16 protein-coding genes and 1 tRNA gene are annotated in these 18,771 nt (G+C 62.2%); 8 read left to right on the top strand and 9 right to left on the bottom strand.

Annotated features, from left to right (window positions below; translation table 11 throughout):
• Positions 1 to 346: 346 nt before the first annotated feature.
• On the top strand, positions 347 to 2,926 hold the full coding sequence (locus NKH90_RS01630) for a bifunctional diguanylate cyclase/phosphodiesterase (RefSeq protein WP_352766965.1): 2,580 nt from the start codon (positions 347 to 349) through the stop codon (positions 2,924 to 2,926).
• Positions 2,927 to 3,014: 88 nt separating this feature from the next.
• Here NKH90_RS01630 and radC read toward each other — a convergent pair whose 3' ends face one another.
• Entirely contained in the window at positions 3,015 to 3,761 is a 747-nt protein-coding gene (gene radC, locus NKH90_RS01625) for a RadC family protein (protein ID WP_352766770.1), read from the bottom strand.
• 52 nt (positions 3,762 to 3,813) lie between these two features.
• On the bottom strand, positions 3,814 to 4,641 hold the full coding sequence (gene map, locus NKH90_RS01620) for a type I methionyl aminopeptidase (RefSeq protein ID WP_352451363.1): 828 nt from the start codon (positions 4,639 to 4,641) through the stop codon (positions 3,814 to 3,816).
• A 296-nt stretch (positions 4,642 to 4,937) separates the two neighbouring features.
• On the opposite strand from map, the gene NKH90_RS01615 reads away from it, so the two are divergent.
• A complete protein-coding gene (locus NKH90_RS01615) occupies positions 4,938 to 5,234 on the top strand; it encodes a DUF982 domain-containing protein (protein ID WP_023678889.1) in 297 nt (98 codons plus the stop codon).
• A 124-nt stretch (positions 5,235 to 5,358) separates the two neighbouring features.
• Here NKH90_RS01615 and NKH90_RS01610 read toward each other — a convergent pair.
• The 3 genes from NKH90_RS01610 to phaC form a co-directional block, all read right to left on the bottom strand.
• Positions 5,359 to 5,433: transfer RNA gene (locus NKH90_RS01610), tRNA-Glu, on the bottom strand.
• Between the two features lie 175 nt (positions 5,434 to 5,608).
• Entirely contained in the window at positions 5,609 to 6,838 is a 1,230-nt protein-coding gene (locus tag NKH90_RS01605; RefSeq protein ID WP_352816792.1) for a YcbK family protein, read from the bottom strand.
• A gap of 216 nt (positions 6,839 to 7,054) precedes the next feature.
• Positions 7,055 to 8,881, bottom strand: coding sequence for a class I poly(R)-hydroxyalkanoic acid synthase (gene phaC, locus NKH90_RS01600; protein WP_352816790.1), 1,827 nt, complete (start codon positions 8,879 to 8,881; stop codon positions 7,055 to 7,057).
• Between the two features lie 151 nt (positions 8,882 to 9,032).
• Here phaC and NKH90_RS01595 point away from each other — a divergent pair, with 151 nt between their 5' ends.
• The 5 genes from NKH90_RS01595 to recJ all read left to right on the top strand — a co-directional run bounded on the left by NKH90_RS01595 (position 9,033) and on the right by recJ (position 14,950).
• Positions 9,033 to 9,365, top strand: a complete 333-nt coding sequence (locus NKH90_RS01595) for a hypothetical protein (RefSeq protein WP_352647805.1) — start codon at positions 9,033 to 9,035, stop codon at positions 9,363 to 9,365.
• A 40-nt stretch (positions 9,366 to 9,405) separates the two neighbouring features.
• The gene (locus tag NKH90_RS01590; RefSeq protein ID WP_023678886.1) at positions 9,406 to 10,623 is read left to right on the top strand and encodes an LL-diaminopimelate aminotransferase; all 1,218 of its coding nucleotides are present in this window, start codon (positions 9,406 to 9,408) and stop codon (positions 10,621 to 10,623) included.
• A 40-nt stretch (positions 10,624 to 10,663) separates the two neighbouring features.
• Positions 10,664 to 11,977, top strand: a complete 1,314-nt coding sequence (locus NKH90_RS01585) for a homoserine dehydrogenase (protein WP_352816787.1) — start codon at positions 10,664 to 10,666, stop codon at positions 11,975 to 11,977.
• A 144-nt stretch (positions 11,978 to 12,121) separates the two neighbouring features.
• Entirely contained in the window at positions 12,122 to 13,105 is a 984-nt protein-coding gene (gene glpX, locus NKH90_RS01580; protein WP_352451359.1) for a class II fructose-bisphosphatase, read from the top strand.
• Positions 13,106 to 13,165: 60 nt separating this feature from the next.
• Positions 13,166 to 14,950, top strand: coding sequence for a single-stranded-DNA-specific exonuclease RecJ (recJ, locus tag NKH90_RS01575; RefSeq protein ID WP_352451358.1), 1,785 nt, complete (start codon positions 13,166 to 13,168; stop codon positions 14,948 to 14,950).
• Between the two features lie 19 nt (positions 14,951 to 14,969).
• On the opposite strand, the gene NKH90_RS01570 is transcribed toward recJ, so the two are convergent.
• From NKH90_RS01570 to folE, 3 genes are all read right to left on the bottom strand, one after another.
• The gene (locus NKH90_RS01570; RefSeq protein WP_023678882.1) at positions 14,970 to 15,941 is read right to left on the bottom strand and encodes a patatin family protein; all 972 of its coding nucleotides are present in this window, start codon (positions 15,939 to 15,941) and stop codon (positions 14,970 to 14,972) included.
• A gap of 84 nt (positions 15,942 to 16,025) precedes the next feature.
• Positions 16,026 to 16,496: a phosphoribosyl-AMP cyclohydrolase gene (gene hisI, locus NKH90_RS01565; protein ID WP_352473912.1), complete on the bottom strand. Its 471-nt coding sequence runs from the start codon at positions 16,494 to 16,496 to the stop codon at positions 16,026 to 16,028.
• Positions 16,497 to 16,531: 35 nt separating this feature from the next.
• Complete coding sequence (folE, locus tag NKH90_RS01560; protein WP_352466975.1) at positions 16,532 to 17,167, bottom strand: GTP cyclohydrolase I FolE; 636 nt, start codon at positions 17,165 to 17,167, stop codon at positions 16,532 to 16,534.
• 240 nt (positions 17,168 to 17,407) lie between these two features.
• On the opposite strand from folE, the gene NKH90_RS01555 reads away from it, so the two are divergent.
• Positions 17,408 to 17,854, top strand: coding sequence for an iron-sulfur cluster assembly scaffold protein (locus NKH90_RS01555; RefSeq protein ID WP_023678879.1), 447 nt, complete (start codon positions 17,408 to 17,410; stop codon positions 17,852 to 17,854).
• Here NKH90_RS01555 and NKH90_RS01550 read toward each other — a convergent pair.
• The gene (locus tag NKH90_RS01550; RefSeq protein ID WP_352500847.1) at positions 17,851 to 18,765 is read right to left on the bottom strand and encodes a LysR substrate-binding domain-containing protein; all 915 of its coding nucleotides are present in this window, start codon (positions 18,763 to 18,765) and stop codon (positions 17,851 to 17,853) included. The two genes, NKH90_RS01555 and NKH90_RS01550, sit on opposite strands and share 4 nt — an antisense overlap.
• Between the last annotated feature and the right edge of the window lie 6 nt (positions 18,766 to 18,771).

The raw sequence follows: 18,771 nt of genomic DNA, 5'->3' as shown, positions 1-18,771 counted from the left end.
TCTCGGTCCGCTTCCACAGACGAGCGCCTTGAGATGAGCAGATCTCCTCGCGAATGGTCGACAGACGCTGGATCGCCGGCGCCAGCGCATCTCAATCAGTGGGACCATGGCAGTGGAAGTCGGCAGCTGGCTCCAACCGCTCGGGCCTGCAACATCAGCAACGGTCGGAAGTGCAAAAGCTCTAAGGAGCGTGAAGGTCAAATTAAACATTGAAAGCTAATGTTCCTCATCGGGTCGACCCGAAAACCTGAAATGGCACTTGAGGAATCGCCTATTGGCTTTTTTCCGCGCTAGGTTCGGCGGCATCAAGGAGGTCGTCTTTTCGTCGGCAAATATTCCGGCGGCGATCGCGCTTGTCGTCATACTTATCAGCGCTGCGTTCGCGGAGCACCAGAACAAAGTCGTCTCGGACCAGGCCGTCCGTTCGGACGTGCTGACCAAGGTCAACCTCATCCGCGCCAAGCTCGAAGGCAATATCAACGGAAACCTTCAACTCGTGCGTGGATTGGTCTCCGCGGTCGTGACCGAGCCCTATATGGGACAGCAACGCTTCGCCTCACTCGCGAGCAATCTGTTTGGCGCCGACTCGCAATTGAACAATATTGCCGGCGCGCCCGATCTGGTCGTTTCCCTGATGTACCCGATGGAGGGTAACGAGCAGGCGATGGGCCTGGACTACCGCAAGAACGAACGACAGCGTGCGGCTGCGCTAAGGGCGCGAGACGAACGCAAGCTGGTGCTTGCCGGCCCCGTCGAGCTGAAGCAGGGAGGACAAGGCTTCATCGGCCGCTTTCCGGTTTTCGTGCGGAGCGCGGGCAATACGGAAAGGTTCTGGGGCATCATTTCCGCCGTTGTCGACGTGCAGCGTCTTTATCGGGCGAGCGGGCTGCTTGACGACGATCTCGGGATTGACATAGCGCTGATCGGCAGGGACGCTCTCGGCCAAAATGGAGACCAATTCTACGGTAGTGAGCGGATCAGCAAAAGCGATCCGGTGACAGCCGACGTTGTGCTCCCGTCCGGTTCGTGGCAAATCGCGGCCATTCCCAAAAATGGCTGGCCTTCGACGCCAAGCAACGCATGGTTGTTGCGCGCTATCATGGCGACGGCCGGAGCCTTGGTTGTGTTCCCTTTCCTGGTCACAGGCCGCCTGATTGGCGAAAGACAGCGCAATTATGCGGAATTGCGTCGATTGTCACGACGCTTGGAACTCGCCCTGGAAGCTTCGGCTATTGGGGTTTGGGAACACGATCTCGCGACCAACGAGCTTACGTGGGATGATCGCGTCAACGAAATATATGGCAAACCAACCGGCGAGCACCGGGGCTATCCAGACTGGGCGGGAGCAATCCACCCAGATGATTTGGCTGGCGCCAACGCGGACTTCGACAGGGCGGTGGCCAGCGGACGACCATATTTGTCGGAGTACCGGATTGTGCGTCAGGATGGCGAGATCCGTCATGTCCGGTCCAAGGCGATCGTTTACCGGGTCGCAAACGACACCCCAAAAATGATCGGCGCGGAATGGGACGTGACTGCCGACGTCCTGCTGAACAAGGATCTGGTTCGTGCAAAACAGCTGTCCGAGTCGAAAAATGCAGAACTCGAGTCAGCCAAAGCGCGCATAGAGCACATCGCGCTTCATGATTCGCTGACCGGCTTGCCCAACCGGCGTTACCTCGACCAGGTACTGGAACATTACGCGGCAAACGCCAGGCGCTCAGGCGGGCACGCGGCACTGCTTCACATAGATCTGGATCGGTTCAAGCACATCAACGATACGCTGGGCCACGCCGCCGGTGACGCGATGTTGGTTCACGCGTCAACCGTGCTCAGGTCGAAGGTCGGCGACGAGGGATTCGTCGCCCGTATCGGGGGAGACGAATTCATCGTTCTGTGCGTGGTGCGCGACGATACCAAGCAGCTGGCGCTGCTCGCCGACCGCGTCATCAGCCAGATGCGCGAACCGGTCTACTATCAGGGTCATCGATGCCGTTTTGGTGTCAGCGTGGGAATCGCTGTCGATAACGGAAAAGATGTCGAAGCCAAACACCTGCTGGTGAACGCCGATATCGCGCTTTACCGAGCAAAGGGGCGGGGGCGCAATCGATACGAATTCTTCACCGACGCGATGCAAAGCGAAATCGTCGATACCAAGCGGATTGCCGACGAAATTCTCGGCGGCCTCGAGCGCAACGAGTTCATCCCGTTCTACCAGCCCCAATTTGACGCAAAGACGCTCGAAATCGTTGGGGTTGAGGCGCTGGCGAGGTGGAAACATCCAATAAAGGGTATTTTGGCGCCCGACGTCTTCCTGAGGATTGCAGAAGAACTGAACGTTGTCTCGATCATCGACCAAGCCATATTGAAGCAATCGCTTTCGGATTTCGAAGCGTGGTCCGCTGCAAAACTTCACATTCCGCGGGTGTCGGTCAATGTCTCGGCCAGGCGCCTTCAGGATGAGGAGCTCATCAAGAGCCTGCGAGAGCAAAATATCAAGAAGGGAACAGTTTCGTTTGAGCTTGTTGAGTCGATTTTCCTGGACGAGAACGACGACCTTGTCACGTGGAACATCGAGCAGATAAAAGAACTGGGGATTGACATCGAAATAGACGATTTTGGTACCGGTTACGCTTCGATGGTCAGTTTGCTGAAGTTGCAGCCGCGCCGGCTGAAGATAGATCGGCAGCTGGTCACCCCAATCGTCAAATCGCCGCAGAGAAGGCAGGTTGTCTCGTCGATCATTGAAATCGGCAAGTCGCTGGGTATCGAGGTCGTGGCGGAAGGCGTCGAGACGATGCAGCATGCACGGCTACTTAAGGGCCTGGGCTGCGACATATTGCAGGGTTATGCCTTCGGCCACGCGTTCGATTCCGAGGGACTTAAGACCTTTGTCCGATCGCGACGCCTGCGCACGGCCAGCTGAGCCTCGGCGCCAGAATTTATCGAGCCGACCGCCTTCACGTTGCGGTACATAGGCGTACAGCGGACAAAGCTGAAAACAACGCCAAACCTCAGATCAGCAGCAGCCCCTTCATGCTGGAGTGGCCTTTCCTGCCGATGATGATGTGGTCGTGAACGGCAATACCAAGCGGTTTGGCCGTCTCGATGATCAGCTTGGTCATCTCGATGTCGGCGCGCGACGGCGTCGGGTCTCCCGACGGATGGTTATGCGCCAGAATGATCGCCGTGGCGGAGAGCTCCAAGGCGCGCCTGACCACCTCGCGCGGATAGACCGGTGTGTGGTCGACGGTGCCGACCTGCTGGACTTCGTCGGCGATCAGCGCGTTTTTCTTGTCGAGGAACAGGATGCGGAACTGCTCGCGCTCCTCGAAGGCCATCACCGACCGGCAGTATTCGAGAACCTGCGTCCAGGTCGACAACAGCTCGCGGCCGGCGATCTCGCCGCGCGCCATGCGCTGCGCCGTTGCCGCAACCACCTTGAGGTCGAGCGCCACCGCCGGGCCGATGCCCTTCACCTCCTGCAGGCGCTCGACGGACGCACCGAGGACCTCGGCCAATGTACCGAAGCGTGCCAGCAATGCCTTGGCGACCGGCTTGGTGTCGGCGCGCGGGATCAGCCGAAACAATAAAAGCTCGAGCAGTTCGTAGTCGGGGAGGGTGTTGGCACCGGCGGCGAAGCGCTCGCGCAGGCGGTCGCGATGGCCGAGATAATGCGGCTTGTCGGCGGCCACCGCCTTCGCGGGCGATCGCACTGGCCTTTCGGGAAAGAAGGCCCGCTCGTCGTCGTTATTGTTCATGGCTGCCCCACCCAGCATTTGCCGGGCAAGGTAACGCCCGATCTGCCAGACACTAGGCCCGCAGGCCGGGGCGGTCGAGGTTTTTTGGCGACAGCGTGAAGATCTCGCAGCCGGTCTCGGTGACGCCGATCGTGTGCTCGTACTGCGCCGACAGCGAACGGTCGCGCGTCACCGCGGTCCAGCCGTCCGACAGCACTTTCACATGCGGCCGGCCGAGATTGATCATCGGCTCGACGGTGAAGATCATGCCCGGCCGCATCTCGACGCCTTCGCTGGCGCTGCCGTAATGCAGGATATTCGGCGCGTCGTGAAACAGCCGGCCAACCCCGTGGCCGCAGAAATCGCGCACCACCGAGCAACGCTCGGCTTCGGCATAGGTCTGGATGGCGGCGCCGATGGCGCCGGTTCGGGCGCCCGGCTTGATTGCCGCGATGCCGCGCATCAGGCACTCATACGTGACTTCGAGCAGCCGCTCTGCGGCACGCTTGATCGTGCCCACCGGATACATGCGCGAGGAGTCGCCATGCCAGCCGTCGAGGATATAGGTGACGTCGATATTGACGATGTCGCCATCCTTCAACGGCTTGTTGTCGGGTATGCCGTGACAGACGACGTGGTTGATCGAGGTGCAGGATGATTTCGTATAGCCACGGTAGTTGAGCGTCGCCGGAAGCGCGCCATGGTCCATCCCGAACTCGAAGACGAAGCGATCAATCGCTTCGGTGGTGACGCCGGGCGCCACAATCGGTACCAGTTCGTCGAGGCAGCGCGCGGTGAGATCGCAAGCCTTGCGCATGCCGACAAAACCTTCCTCGTCGTAAAGACGGATCTGGCCGGTGTTTCTGAGCGGTGCCGTGGCGGCGTCGAGATAGGTGACCATTTTATCCGTCTTGCAGGGATGCGGGGCTGGATGAGCCTCCGCGAGAGAAACCTTCCCAGATTTGGCACTGGAAAGCGCAAGGTTCAAGGACGAACTGCCGGCGACCGCCGAAGACCGGCGATATTCACGCCTGGGGGCATTCTCTTTGCCTCTAACGGCCCATGCTTCGCCAGGTTCATTGACCACCGTAGTGACGACACATTTCTAGGTGAGAAGCGGCCCAAGCATTAAGCCGCCACGGCAATTTTTTGCGACGAACGGCGTTGCTGCGGGGGTGTCAGTTCGGGAGAGATCGAATGGACAGACTGCAATTCGAGGTGCCGGTGCGGATCGCGCCTGTGCCCGGCCAGCCGGTCGAGGAAATCTACAGTGTCGAGCAGGCGCTCGATTTCCTGCAAACGTGGCCGGTTCGCCGGAAGGGACCAACCTATCAGGCCGCGTTCAATGCCTGTTTTGGCGCCACGGTGGACATCGTCGAGACCGAAGACGCATGGCGGGCCTTCATGGCCTTTTGCCGGGTGAGCGGGCTGCTTGCCAGGGACATGATGGTTCCGCGCAAGCGCGGCGGCGAGGCGAGGGGACTGCGGGCTTAGACAGCCTTCGACGTAGTCCTCAGTCGTCTTCGTCTCTTCTTGCCGACATCCCTATCAGAGTGGCGGGCCCAGCAGAGCTGGCGCAGCATCACGCTGGCGATAGACATATTCCAAGTTGAAATGCTGGTACGCCCAAGGGGAATCGAACCCCTGTTACCGCCGTGAAAGGGCGGTGTCCTGACCGCTAGACGATGGGCGCGCTCAGATGTGAGCGCTTATAGTTGCGTCGCGACAAACCGGCAACCCGTCTGCCGCCGGCTGCGACAACTTTTTTCCTTTGGCTCCAAACCGCGACTTTCCGACAGCCAAGCTGGTTTTTGCGGCATGATGCAACGTCGCCGAGGGGAGCTTCGCAGTGCCGGAAGAACCTCACCCTAGCCGCGCCTGCGGCAGCGCCAGTTCCAGTCGCGCTCGGGGCCGACATCGACATGGACGGATTCGGTGTGGCAGTAGGTGCCGACGCCACCACGGCCCGGCATGGTGCGGATGTAGCTCGCCAGTTCCCATTTCGAGACGCCAGGAACCTGGATGTCGGCTGCGGCGCAGTACATGTGCAGCGAATTCTTTGCGCCGTTGGCGCGGCGGTTGCGGGCCGGATCGCGATAGCCGGAGGTGACCGTCATCTTGCGGCCGTAGTGGCCTTCGATCGTCTTCAGCACGCGAACCAGCGACGGCTTCAAGCAGGCGACATCGACGCTTTCGTTCTGTTTCAGGAGGCCGTTGGGCGCCAGCCGGGCGAGGCCGGCGGCGGAGGCGACCTGGTAGGCGCCACCCGAACCTTCGTCTTCATTGAGGTCGACGTCACTCTCGTCGTCGAGGCCGGATTTGCGCTTGATCTCGAACAGCGCCGTCTGGCGCACGCCGGGCAGCGCATCGGCCGTGAAGTGGCTGGTATCGCCCGTCGACACCAGCTGCACCGGCTTTTCAGCCGGATCGGCCAAAGCCAGGGTGACGGTGGGTTTTGCCGCAGGCGTCGCCTTGGCCTGCATGACCGTTGGCTGCCCGCCCGATCTGCTGTTGGCCGGCGAAGAAGGTGCCGCCGAAGCAGGCGTGGCGCTGAACAGTGAGGCCAGGAAGTTTTTCTTCGGTGCGTAGGCCTGTGGCTGCGGCATCTCGCCGGCGGTCACATAGACCGGGTTGTTCATCGCCGGCTCGGCGGCCTTGGCGTCGGGCTTCGATGCATCAGCACTGTTCTGCGCCACGGCCTGTTCAGCCGTCTGGGCGTTTGGTTGCAGCGGTTGCGGCGTGTGTCCCGCGATCGTCTCGGCTGCCGTGGGAACGGCGATCGGGAAGCCGGCGTCGAGCTTGGCCCCTGGCTTGGCCACCGGCACATAGGCGACCTGCTCGGGAAGGTTGGCGTCGCCGTCGGCATTCATCGTCATTTGTGTGCTTGTCATCTGCGACGATGATGCGGCCGTGCTGGCCTGGGGCGCACCGGCGGCCGTGCTGATTTCGGTAGCCGAGGTATTATAGCCTGGCATGCCGACCGACATGGTCGGGTCGCCGGCCGAGGTGCAGGACGCCAGGAGCACCGAGAAAAGCGCCACCACAATGGCGCGGCTCTCTCCCTTCGCGAGGCGCGATCCTGCTGATCTCAAAACCAAATTCCCCCTCGATATCCGACCGGTTCGTCATTGGCGCGGCGTCGAAACGTCTCGTCGAAATGACCCTTGTTCCCCGAACCGGAAACGAGACCTGTGTCAAATCTGCAAGCCTCAAAGTAATTTGGCGGCTAGACGATGAATCAAGGCTGCTCAGGGTTGACGGCACCATTTCGCCCGCTTTTGGCGGCACGTCAACTCACCACACATTACAGATGGTTACACGCGCACCTTGACATAGGTGCCGGGGGCTTCGCCTAGAACTTGCATATGCTCGCCCGGTTTGCGGGCCGGTACGCGGGTATTGTCCTTGGCTTCGATCCAGCGTTGCCAGTGCGGCCACCAGGAACCGGGATGGTCGGTGGCCCCGGCGAGCCACTGGTCGAAGTCGCCGGCCGGCTTGCCGCCGGTCCAGTAGTGATATTTCTGCGCCGCCGGCGGATTGACGACCCCGGCGATGTGGCCGGAGCCGGCCATGACGTAATCGACCTCGCCGCCGAAATATTTCGAGCCAAGGAATACCGACAGCGCCGGCGCGATATGGTCCTCCTTAGAGGCGAGGTTGTAGACCGGAATGGTAACGTCCTTCAGCGAAACCGTGCGGCCCGCCAGTTCCATCATGCCTTGCGAAAGCCTGTTCTCGAGATAGCAATTGCGCAAATAGAACGAATGGTTGGCAGCGCCCATGCGGGTCGAATCGGCATTCCAGTACAGCAGGTCGAAAGGCAGGGGATCCTTGCCGCGCATGTAGTTGTTGACGACATAGGGCCAGATCAGGTCGCCCGAGCGCAGCATGTTGAAGGCGGTCGCCATCTTGGTGCCGTCGAGATAGCCTTTCTCGTTCATCGCCTTTTCGACGGCCGCGACCTGCTCCTCGTCGACGAACACTTTTAGATCGCCGGCATAGGTAAAATCGACCTGGGTGGTGAAGAAGGTGGCGGATTTGATGCGGTTGTCGCCTTCCTGCGCCATCAGCGCCAGGGCCGCCGCGAGAAGCGTGCCACCGACGCAATAGCCGATGGCGTTGACTTGCCTTTCGCCGGTCGCCTTCTCGATCGTGTCGAGGCCGTATTGCAGGCCCTCCCTGATATAGGCCTCCCAGCTCTTGGCGCCGTGCCGCTCGTCCGGGTTGATCCAGGAGATGACAAAGACGGTGTGGCCTTGCTCGACTGCCCAGCGAATGAAGGATTTTTGCGGGTTGAGGTCGAGGATGTAGTATTTGTTGATCCATGGCGGGCAGATCAGCAGCGGCCGCTTGAGCACGGTGTCGGTAGTCGGTTCGTATTGCAGGATTTCGGCGACGTCGCTGCGGCCGACCACCTTGCCGGGAGTGGTCGCGAGATTCTTACCGATCTCGAAAAGCGAATAATCGGCCTGCCGCAGCTTCAGGTCGCCCTTGCCGGCGGCAATGTCCTCGGCCAGCATCTTCATGCCGCGCACCAGGTTTTCGCCGTTGGAGGCGACAGTCTCGCGAAACAATTCCGGATTGGTCAGGATGAAATTCGACGGCGAGATGGCATTGGACACCTGCTTGACATAAAAGCCGGCCTTGTGGCGGGTGTGCTCGTCCAGGCCATCGGCGTGCTCGACCAGTTCGGCCGCCCAGCGCGAGGTGACCAGATACGCCTGTTTGAGGAAATCGAAGAAGGCGTTGCGGCCCCATTCCGGATCCTGGAAACGCTTGTCACCGCGCTCGGGCTTGACCGCGTCCTCGGCGCCGGCGCCGATGCGCTGGACGGCGTTGGCCCAGACGGTCATGTAGCCGGAAAACAGCCGCGTTTGCGCCTCCAGCGCGCGCTGCGGGTCGGAGAGCCAGTACTCGGTGAGCTTGGAGAACGTCTTCACCATGTCGACGACCGGCTCGGCGACGTGATCGCGCACCTCGCCCTTTTCCCGCGGCTCGACCCATGCCGAGGCGGCTTTGCCGGCCTGCTCGATCATGCGGGCCATGTTCAGGGCGAAGCGTTCCGGGTCCTTCACCAGATATTGCTCGACGGTCGAAGGTTGGTCATCTTCCGCTTTGCCCGAATCGGGTGTTTTGGCCATGGTTCGCGGGGTTCCTCCCGAAGCGTTTTGTTGACATATTACCATGGGATATCGAACAGGGTCCAATGTGCTCTAACCCGGCCGCCAGGAAAACAATATGACGATTAATATTGGCAAGAACGTTTTTTCCGGCACTGGTCGTTTTTGCCGCATGGCGCTCGTCCTGTTGGCGATGGCCGGTTGCACGAGCAGCAACATGGAAGGTGCGGCGCCCGCCACCGGCCTTGTCGGCGCGAAGGACACCGGTTCCTATCCGAACCTGAACATCCGGCCGCAGGTGGCGGCCGAACAATTCACCGACGAGGAAAAGAACGCCAAGCTCGCCCAACTGAAGGCCGAGGAGCAGAGCCAGGCCGCCAAGGGCGGGGGCGTCAAGGTTGCGGACCAGGCAGCGCTGGACCAGCTGGCAAAAAAACACGGCGCCGAGGCGCTGAAGCAGATCGAAGGCAAATGCGACCCCGCTCTCGACCCTAGTTGCAAATAGGCTTATACGCGCGACCGCAACCTCACTGTCTGGAACTGCCATGGAAGAATTTCACAAGGTCCGCCGGCTTCCGCCCTATGTCTTCGAACAGGTCAACCGGCTGAAGGCCAGCGCCCGTTCGCGCGGCGCCGACATCATCGACCTTGGCATGGGCAATCCGGATCTGCCGACGCCCAAGGCCATCGTCGACAAACTCTGCGAGGTGGTACGCGATCCGCGCACGCACCGCTATTCGTCGTCGCGCGGCATTCCGGGCCTGCGTCGTGCCCAGGCCAACTACTATGCCCGCCGCTTCGGCGTGAAGCTCGACCCGGACAGCCAGGTGGTGGCGACGCTCGGCTCGAAGGAGGGCTTCGCCAATATGGCGCAGGCGATCACCGCCCCCGGCGACGTGATCCTTTGCCCTAATCCGACCTATCCGATCCATGCGTTCGGCTTCATCATGTCGGGCGGCGTCATCCGCTCGCTGCAGGTCGAGCCGGACGACGGCTTCATCCCGGCCCTGGAGCGCGGCATTCGCCATTCGATCCCGAAGCCGCTGGCACTGATCCTCAATTATCCGTCCAATCCGACGGCACTGGTCGCTTCGCTCGATTTCTACAAGGAGGTGGTGGCCTTCGCGAGGAAGAACGACATCATCATCCTGTCGGATCTTGCCTATTCGGAGATCTATTTCGACGGCAATCCGCCGCCTTCGGTGCTGCAGGTGCCGGGCGCCATAGACGTCGCCGTCGAGTTCACCTCGATGTCGAAGACCTTTTCGATGCCGGGCTGGCGCATGGGTTTTGCGGTCGGCAATGAACGGCTGATCTCGGCGCTGACGCGAGTGAAATCCTATCTCGACTACGGCGCCTTCACGCCGATCCAGGTGGCGGCGGCGCATGCACTCAACGGCGATGGCGCCGACATCGCGGAAGTGCGCGACGTCTACCGCAAACGCCGCGATGTCATGGTCGACGCTTTCAGCCGCGCCGGCTGGACCATTCCCGCACCGGCGGCATCGATGTTCGCCTGGGCGCCGATCCCGGAGCCGTTCAAGCACCTTGGCTCGCTTGAATTCTCCAAGCTCCTGATCGAGCACGCCGACGTCGCGGTGGCGCCGGGCGTCGGCTTCGGCGAGCATGGCGACGATCACGTGCGCATCGCGCTGGTCGAAAACGAGCACCGGATCCGGCAAGCGGCGCGCAACATCAAGCGCTTCCTCGCATCCAGCGCCAAGCAGCCGAATAACGTCGTACCGCTCGCCGCGCATCGCTGATTTTCTACACATCGACCGACTGAATGGGGCGTCGCCGGACATGGCTGAAGCGTTGCGTGTTGGAATTGCCGGGCTCGGCACCGTCGGTGCGTCGGTGGCCCGCGTGCTGCGCGACAAGGCGGCTGAACTGGCGCGACAGTGCGGACGCGACATCGTCGTGTCGGCGGTTTCGGCCCGCGATCCCAAACGCGACCGCGGCGTTGATCTTGGCACAGCACAGTGGTTCGACGATGCCGTCAAGATGGCGCAGACCGCCGAGATCGATGTCTTCGTCGAGCTGATCGGCGGCGACGAAGGCCCGTCACGCTCGTCCGTCAAAGCGGCGCTCGAGGCCGGCCGCCACGTCGTCACCGCCAACAAGGCACTGCTTGCCAAGCACGGGGTGGCATTGGCCGAGATCGCCGAGAGGAAAGGCGTGCTGCTCAATTACGAGGCGGCGGTGGCCGGCGGCATTCCGGTCATCAAGACGATGCGCGAGGCGATGGCCGGCAATTCGGTGACCCGCGTTTTCGGCATCCTCAACGGTACCTGCAATTATATTTTGACGCGCATGGAAGCCGAGGGCCTGTCCTTTGATGCCTGCCTGAAGGATGCGCAACGGCTGGGCTATGCCGAAGCCGACCCGACCTTCGACATCGAGGGTCACGACACCGCGCACAAGCTGTCGATCCTGACCAGCCTTGCCTTCGGCACGAGGATCGCCGCCAACGATATCTACATGGAAGGCATCTCCAACATCAGCCAGGCCGACATCCGCGCGGCCGGCGATCTCGGCTACCGGATCAAGCTGCTTGGCGTCGCCCAACGCACCGAAAGCGGCATCGAGCAGCGCGTGCACCCGACCATGGTGCCGACGGCCTCGGTCATCGCGCAGGTGCACGGCGTCACCAACGCGGTGGCGATAGAAACCGACATCCTCGGCGAATTGCTGCTTTCCGGCCCTGGCGCCGGCGGCAACGCCACCGCGTCGGCGGTGATCGGCGACATTGCCGACATCGCCAAGAGCCGGCCTGGCTTCCAGCATGGTCCGGTCTTCGGCCGGCCGGCGAAGGAATTGAAGCCTTACAAGAAAGCGCAGATGCGCAGCCATGCCGGCGGCTATTTCATCCGGCTGACCGTGCACGACCGCCTCGGCGTCTTCGCGGCAATAGCCAAGCGCATGGCCGACAACGACATTTCGCTGGAATCGATTGTCCAGCATGCCGCCGGGCCGGAAACCGAGGCACAGAAGACGGTCATCCTGGTGACCCACGAGACGACCGAGGCGGCGGTGCGCAAGGCCGTCGACGGCATCACCAGGGACAGCCTTCTGACCGACAAGCCGCAAGTCATCCGCATCGAGCGGGCCGGATAGCAGTCTCACATTTTGCGTTTAATCGATTGATATTGCTGCGCTTTCAAAAAGGTCCAACGCAGGTCTTGCTGTTGTCACGGGGCTTTGACACAAGAAGCGCGTCTCTGGCGGAGAGGCTAAACTGCCAACGAGGATTGTCCATCGATGAATGTGGCCCAGAACATTGTCGCCGGCCTCGACCGGATACTGACCATGGAATTGGTGCGCGTCACCGAGCGCGCCGCGGTCGCGGCCGCCAGATTGCGCGGACGCGGCGACGAGAAAGCCGCCGACCAGGTCGCGGTCGATGCCATGCGGCAGGAGCTCAACCGTCTTGCCATCAACGGCACGGTGGTGATCGGCGAAGGCGAGCGCGACGAGGCGCCGATGCTTTATATCGGCGAAGAGGTCGGTACCGGCCAAGGCCCGGCTGTCGACATCGCGCTTGATCCGCTCGAAGGCACGACGATCTGCGCCAAGAACCTGCCCAACGCACTGGCCGTTATCGCCATTGCCGAAAAAGGCAGCCTTTTGTTCGCGCCGGACGTCTATATGGACAAGATCGCGATCGGTCCGGGTTATGCCGACGGCATCATCGACATCGATGCCTCGCCGGCCGAAAACATCGCCAGCCTCGCCAGGGCCAAGGGCGTGCCGGTGGCGGAGATCACCGCCTGTATTCTCGACCGGCCACGCCATGGCGCGTTGATCGAAGCCGTGCGGGCGACCGGAGCCGCGATCCGTCTGATCGGCGACGGTGATGTCGCCGGGGTCATCCATACCACCGACCCGGACGAGACCGGCATCGACATCTATCTCGGCACCGGAGGCGCGCCCGAAGGCGTGCTCGCAGCTGCCGCCTTGCGCTGCACCGGTGGCCAGATGCAGGGCAGGTTGATCTTCGATACGCCGGAAAAGCTGGCGCGCGCCGCGAAGATGGGGATCTCCGACCCAAAACGGATCTACCACACGCAAGACATGGCACGCGGCGACGTGCTGTTTGCCGCGACCGGCGTCACCGACGGCAATATGCTGGCCGGCGTCAAGTTCGGCCGCAATTTCATCACCACGCACACGATCGTGCTGCGCTCGTCATCGCGGACCGTGCGCGAAATCAAAGCCAGGCATCAGGATCTGGAAAAGTTTTGATTTCGACTCAGTTAGCCGTTGCATATTGTGCGCAATGACAAATTGCAGACGGCGCGTCACGTGACGGGGGAAAGACGCTTTTTCCTCGATGTCAGGCAGTCGGCCACCGGCGTTTCCTGGGAACACCGGCTGACCGAGCGTCAGGACATGGCCGCGCTCGCCATCGCGCAAGGGTATGGCGTGCCTGACATCGTGGCACGTGTGCTGGCCGGGCGTGGTGTCACCGCCGAGCAGACCGAGCGGTTTCTGGATCCGACCATCCGCAATCTGCTGCCCGACCCGGCATCGCTGACCGACATGGACAGGGCCGCCGCTCGCATCGCCCAGGCGGTGATGGCCAGGGAAAAAGTGGCGATCTTTGGCGACTACGATGTCGACGGCGCCGCCTCGTCGGCGCTGCTCAAGCGCTTTCTCGCATATTTCTCGGTGGCGTCGGAGATCTACATACCGGACCGCATCTTCGAGGGTTACGGCCCCAATCCGGAAGCGATGCGCGAACTCGTCTCGCGCGGCGCGACGCTGATCGTCACCGTCGATTGCGGCACCAACAGTGCTGCTTCCATCGACGCCGCAAAGGCCGCCGGCGCCGACGTCGTGGTGCTCGATCACCATCAGGTCGGCGGGCCGCTGCCGGCGGCGGCTGCGGTCGTCAACCCAAATCGCGAGGACGACCTTTCCGGCCAAGGTCATCTTTGTGCCGCCGGCGTCGTCTTCCTTTGCCTGGTGCAGACCGCGAAGATCCTGCGCGGCCGCTTGCCGGATGCCGCACCGCCGGACCTGCTTGGCCTGCTCGACCTGGTGGCGCTGGGCACAGTCTGCGACGTGGTGCCGCTCACCGGCGTCAACCGCGCCTTCGTGGTCAAGGGGCTGCAGGTGGCGCGGCAGCAGAGAAACGAAGGGCTGGCGGCGTTGGCGCGGGTCTCGCGTATAGGCGAGCCGATCAGCACGTTCCATCTGGCCTTTCTGATCGGTCCGCGCATCAACGCCGGCGGGCGCATCGGCGACGCAGCACTTGGCAGCCGCCTGCTTGCAACCGACGACCCGGTCGAGGCCCGCACCATCGCCGAGACGCTGGATCGGCTCAACCAGGAACGGCAGTCGATGGAGCAGGAGATGCTGGCCGCCGCGCGCTCAGAGGCCGATGCCGAGCTTGCCGGCGGCAATGGTCCGGCCATCGTGGTGACAGCCAGCAGCAACTGGCATCCTGGCATTGTCGGCCTGCTTGCCTCGCGGCTCAAGGACCATGCAAGACGGCCGGCCTTTGCCATCGCCTTCAACGCCAATGGTGTCGGTACGGGGTCAGGCCGTTCGGTGTCGGGCTTCGACCTCGGCCGGCTGGTGCGCGAGGCTGCCGATGCCGGGCTTATCGTCAAGGGCGGCGGCCACGGAATGGCGGCCGGCATCACTGTCGAGCGGGCGAAGCTCGGCGAACTCAGGGCTTTCTTCGAAGAGCGCGCGGCGGTGGATGTGTTCCGCCTGCAAGGCGAGGAGAGCCTGGCGATCGACGGCGCGCTTGCCGCCGAGGGCGCGACGCTTGCGCTGCTCGATGCGCTTGAGAGGGCAGGGCCGTTCGGCGCCGGGCATGTTGCGCCGGTGTTCGCGCTTCCGCGCCACCGGCTTGTCGATGCGCGGGCGGTCGGCAGCAACCACATCCGCGCCGACCTGCAGTCGGAAAGCGGCGGCCGCATCCAGGCGATCGCCTTTCGCGCGGTCGACACGGCTCTTGGCGAATTCCTGTTCAAGAACAGGGGTAAGCCGGTGCATGTCGCCGGCTCGCTGTCGGGCAACCACTGGAACGGCAACCGCACGGTGCAGTTCCGCATCGTCGACGCGGCGCTTGCCTGAGAGCTCGCTGCCGCCCTGCCTAAGCGAGGACGGTCTGCAGCCGGGTCAGGTCGCCGATCTGCGCCATCGTTGCCTGGTAGCCGATACGGATCGCTTCGTCTGCGCGGTGGAATTCGGTCAGGCCGATATGGCTGAGCTTCGGCTGCAGCGATATGTCCGGCGGGTCGCCGGCCAGCCTGGCGCGCGAAATGCGGTCCTGGATGATGTTAAAGGCCTCGACCATGACGCCGGTAATGCCGAGCCGCGTCTCGCGCGACTGGCGTTCGGGATCGGCGTGGCCGGCCCTCGGCGCGTCTTTCTCGATGACCAGCTCGCCGGCATTGTGCTTGATCACCGCGGCGCGGCCGAACAGATCGTAGTGAAGGTTCACCGCAACCACGAGCGGCTGCTCGTAGGCACGGCAGACCGAGACCGGCACCGGATTGACCAGTGCGCCGTCAACCAGCACACGCCCATTGCAGGCGACCGGCTCGAACACGCCGGGCAGCGCGTAGGAGGCGCGCATTGCGGTGCTCAACGAGCCGCTCGACAGCCAGATCTCATGGCCGGTGCGGATTTCCGAAGCGACGCAGACGAATGGTTTTGGCAGGTCCTCGAAGCGGATGCCGGCTATGTGCTCGCGCAGCCGCGCATCGAGCTTCATGCCACCGAACAGGCCGCTGCCGCGTAGATTGAGGTCGAGAAGGCCAAAAATGCGCCGCCTGGTCAGGCTGCGCGCGAATTCTTCCAACTCGTCGAGCTTGCCGGCAACATAGCAGCCGCCGACCAGCGCGCCGATCGAGGTGCCGGCGATCATCGACACTTCGATGCCGGCTTCATCAAGCGCGCGCAGCACGCCGATATGCGCCCAGCCGCGCGCACAGCCGCCACCCAATGCCAGCGAAATCCCAGTTTTGCCCGGAGATTTGGTTTCGGATGCGCCCGCGGCCGAGGAGAGGCCATTGGCCTCCCGAACGTCAGGTCTGTTGCGCAATGACGCCCAGTCGAGCATCACAATCTCCCTTGTCCCACGGTCATCCTATAGGCGGGCCGTATCGAAATCATGAATATACGTGGCTGAAGTGCTGCGAATGGTTCATATTGATGGTGTATTGGGCTTTCGATAGGTTTTTTCCGCATCGAACAGCGGCTTGCTGCCGTCGCTGGCAAGCGTCCCTTTGCCATCGCTCAGCCCCACCGTCCGATAAAAGCATGAACGTCGGCCGGTGTGACAAGTTGCTTGGTGACCCAGCATTTTGACGCGCAACCATATCGCGTCCTGGTCACAATCCGTGAGCATCTCGACGACCTGCTGGACATTGCCCGAGGTTTCGCCCTTCTTCCACAGCGCGTTGCGCGAACGCGACCAGTAGTGCGCGATGCCGGTCTCGAGCGTCAGCGCCAGCGCCTCGGCATTCATATGCGCGACCATCAGCAGCATGCCGTCTTCGGCATCGGTGACCACGACAGTGACGAGGCCGGCAGCATCGAAGCGCGGTGAAAGGACCGCGCCTTCCTCGAGTGCCTTCTTGTCTGTTGGAGCTTTCGGGAATTCCAATGCCGACATTCGCCGGTCCTTATCTAGCGAAGCCGGCAGGCCGATCAGATCCTGCCGCCGCGCACCATGGTGACGAAGCGGACCTGCTCTTCGGGTGTGTCCTTGAAGACGCCGGTGAAGGTTGAGGTCAGCGTGGTGGAGCCCTGCTTGCGGATGCCGCGCATGGCCATGCACATATGCTCGGCCTCAAGCATAACGGCCACACCGCGCGGATTGAGCACGTCCTGGATGACGCCGGCAATCTGCGCGGTCATCGCTTCCTGGGTCTGCAAGCGATGGGCGAAGATGTCGACGACACGGGCTATCTTGGACAGGCCGACAACCTTGCCGTCAGGCAGATAGCCGACATGCGCCTTGCCGATGATCGGCACCATGTGATGCTCGCAATGCGAGTGGAAGGATATGTCCTTGACGAGAACGAGGTCGTCATAGCCGGCAACTTCCTCAAAGGTGCGGCCAAGTTCCTCGGCTGGGCACATATCATAACCGTTGAACATTTCGCTGAACGCCTTGGTGACGCGCTTCGGCGTGTCGATCAGGCCCTCGCGGTCAGGGTTGTCGCCGGTCCAGCGCAACAAGGTGCGCACAGCGGCTTCGACTTCGGCCTCGCTCGGCCGGTCGGTGACCGGCTTTTCCATATAGGCAGACCGCGGCATGAGCTTCTTGATAACGGCGTCCATAAAGGCGTCTCCCGTAGTTCCTCTCTCAGGAGGAACGAGTTGAACGGACCACGACCTTTCGGGTGTCAGAAACTCGCCCGGTTTCCAGCCCGTAAGTGGCGTGAACAGAATTGGGTATGACGAGGTTTGTGGTCGCCTTGTCGATACCCGACTACCGCCATTATATATGTTCGTGCCGAGCGAAAGGAAGACGCCAGAGCGGCAATGACTGTTCGCTGGGCGGCGACGGATTGGAAAAATATGATCGACGATGTCTACAATGCGAAAATTCTGGGTTTTGCCGGAAACATCGCACGGATCGGCCGGCTCGACCGGCCCGACGCAACCGCACGAGCACATTCCAAGCTGTGCGGCTCGACGGTGACCGTCGATCTGAAGATGGATGATGGCGTCGTCAGCGATTTCGCGCATGACGTGAAGGCCTGTGCGCTTGGCCAGGCGTCGTCGTCGATCATGGCGCAGCATGTCGTCGGCGCCAGCGCCGAAGAATTGCGCAGCGTGCGCGAGACGATGCTGAAGATGCTGAAGGAAAACGGCCCGCCGCCCGAAGGCCGCTTCGCCGACCTGAAATACCTGGAACCGGTGCGCGACTACAAGGCGCGCCACGCCTCGACCATGCTGACCTTCGACGCAGTGGTCGACGCCATCGGCCAGATCGAGAAGAAGCGGGCGGAAGAGGCAGCTTAAACCTTGGCGAGAAAACGCCGGCTTTCGGCGAATTCCGCCCGGACCCAGTCGGCAAAAGCCCTGGCTGGCTCGGAAAGGTCATTCAGCCTTCTGGCCACTAGCCAATAGGCGCCCGACGCGACGTCGATGTCGAAAGGCTTGATCAGCGCGCCGGACGCAAGTTCTTCGCCGATCTGCAATAGATCGCCCAGCGCGACACCATGTCCAAGCAAGGCTGCCTGCTTCGAAAGCGAAGCATCGGCCAGCATCGGGCCGCGCGCAGGCACGGCATCAGCCGTCACGCCCGCCGCTTCGAACCAGCGCGCCCAAGCCTGACGGTTTTCTTCGTGCAGCAATGTATAGCGACCAAGGTCGATCGGCTTTTCCAGAGCTGGGCCGGATGCAAGAAGTGCCGGCGACAGAACTGGGGAATCGACGACCGCGGCAAGCTGTTCGGCTTCGCTGCGTGGCCATGAGGTGGCGTGCGCACTGAAACGCAGGGCAAGTTCGGGCTGATCGCTGCGAAACTCTATCAATCTCGGGTCGACCTCAAGGGAAACGTCGATGTCGGGTCGCAACTCGCGAAAGCGGTTGAGCCGCGGCACCAGCCATACGGATGCAAGCGATGGCTCGACGCTGACACGCACCACGGACTGCGTCGGGGCCGCCGTCAATTCCGAAAGCAGCCTGTCGATGCCCTCGAAACTTCTGACCAACTGGTCGAGCAGCCGCTGGCCGGTGTCGGTTAACTCGACGCGGCGATGATGGCGGAAGAACAAAGGTTGGCGCAGGAAGGTTTCGAGCTCGCGGATCTGTCGGCTGATCGCCGCCTGCGAAACATAAAGCTCCTCGGCCGCACGGCTGAAGCTCAGGTGACGACCGGCTGCTTCGAAGCTTCTCAGAGCCGTCAGGGGGAGGTGTCCGCGCTTCATTCGCAT

The sequence above is a fragment of the Mesorhizobium sp. M0898 genome, from assembly GCF_040319695.1.
GTDB lineage: Bacteria > Pseudomonadota > Alphaproteobacteria > Rhizobiales > Rhizobiaceae > Mesorhizobium.
The sequence above is the reverse complement of the archived record's forward strand: the minus strand, read 5'-3'. Positions and strand labels throughout refer to the sequence as shown.

Excerpts from the sequence above, each read along its gene's own strand:
- radC (WP_352766770.1), bottom strand. The coding sequence starts at position 3,761 with ATGAACAATAACGACGACGAGCGGGCCTTCTTTCCCGAAAGGCCAGTG.
- map (WP_352451363.1), bottom strand. The coding sequence starts at position 4,641 with ATGGTCACCTATCTCGACGCCGCCACGGCACCGCTCAGAAACACCGGC.
- NKH90_RS01615 (WP_023678889.1), top strand. The coding sequence starts at position 4,938 with ATGGACAGACTGCAATTCGAGGTGCCGGTGCGGATCGCGCCTGTGCCC.
- phaC (WP_352816790.1), bottom strand. The coding sequence starts at position 8,881 with ATGGCCAAAACACCCGATTCGGGCAAAGCGGAAGATGACCAACCTTCG.
- NKH90_RS01595 (WP_352647805.1), top strand. The coding sequence starts at position 9,033 with ATGGCGCTCGTCCTGTTGGCGATGGCCGGTTGCACGAGCAGCAACATG.
- NKH90_RS01590 (WP_023678886.1), top strand. The coding sequence starts at position 9,406 with ATGGAAGAATTTCACAAGGTCCGCCGGCTTCCGCCCTATGTCTTCGAA.
- NKH90_RS01585 (WP_352816787.1), top strand. The coding sequence starts at position 10,664 with ATGGCTGAAGCGTTGCGTGTTGGAATTGCCGGGCTCGGCACCGTCGGT.
- glpX (WP_352451359.1), top strand. The coding sequence starts at position 12,122 with ATGAATGTGGCCCAGAACATTGTCGCCGGCCTCGACCGGATACTGACC.
- NKH90_RS01570 (WP_023678882.1), bottom strand. The coding sequence starts at position 15,941 with ATGCTCGACTGGGCGTCATTGCGCAACAGACCTGACGTTCGGGAGGCC.
- hisI (WP_352473912.1), bottom strand. The coding sequence starts at position 16,496 with ATGTCGGCATTGGAATTCCCGAAAGCTCCAACAGACAAGAAGGCACTC.
- folE (WP_352466975.1), bottom strand. The coding sequence starts at position 17,167 with ATGGACGCCGTTATCAAGAAGCTCATGCCGCGGTCTGCCTATATGGAA.
- NKH90_RS01555 (WP_023678879.1), top strand. The coding sequence starts at position 17,408 with ATGATCGACGATGTCTACAATGCGAAAATTCTGGGTTTTGCCGGAAAC.
- NKH90_RS01550 (WP_352500847.1), bottom strand. The coding sequence starts at position 18,765 with ATGAAGCGCGGACACCTCCCCCTGACGGCTCTGAGAAGCTTCGAAGCA.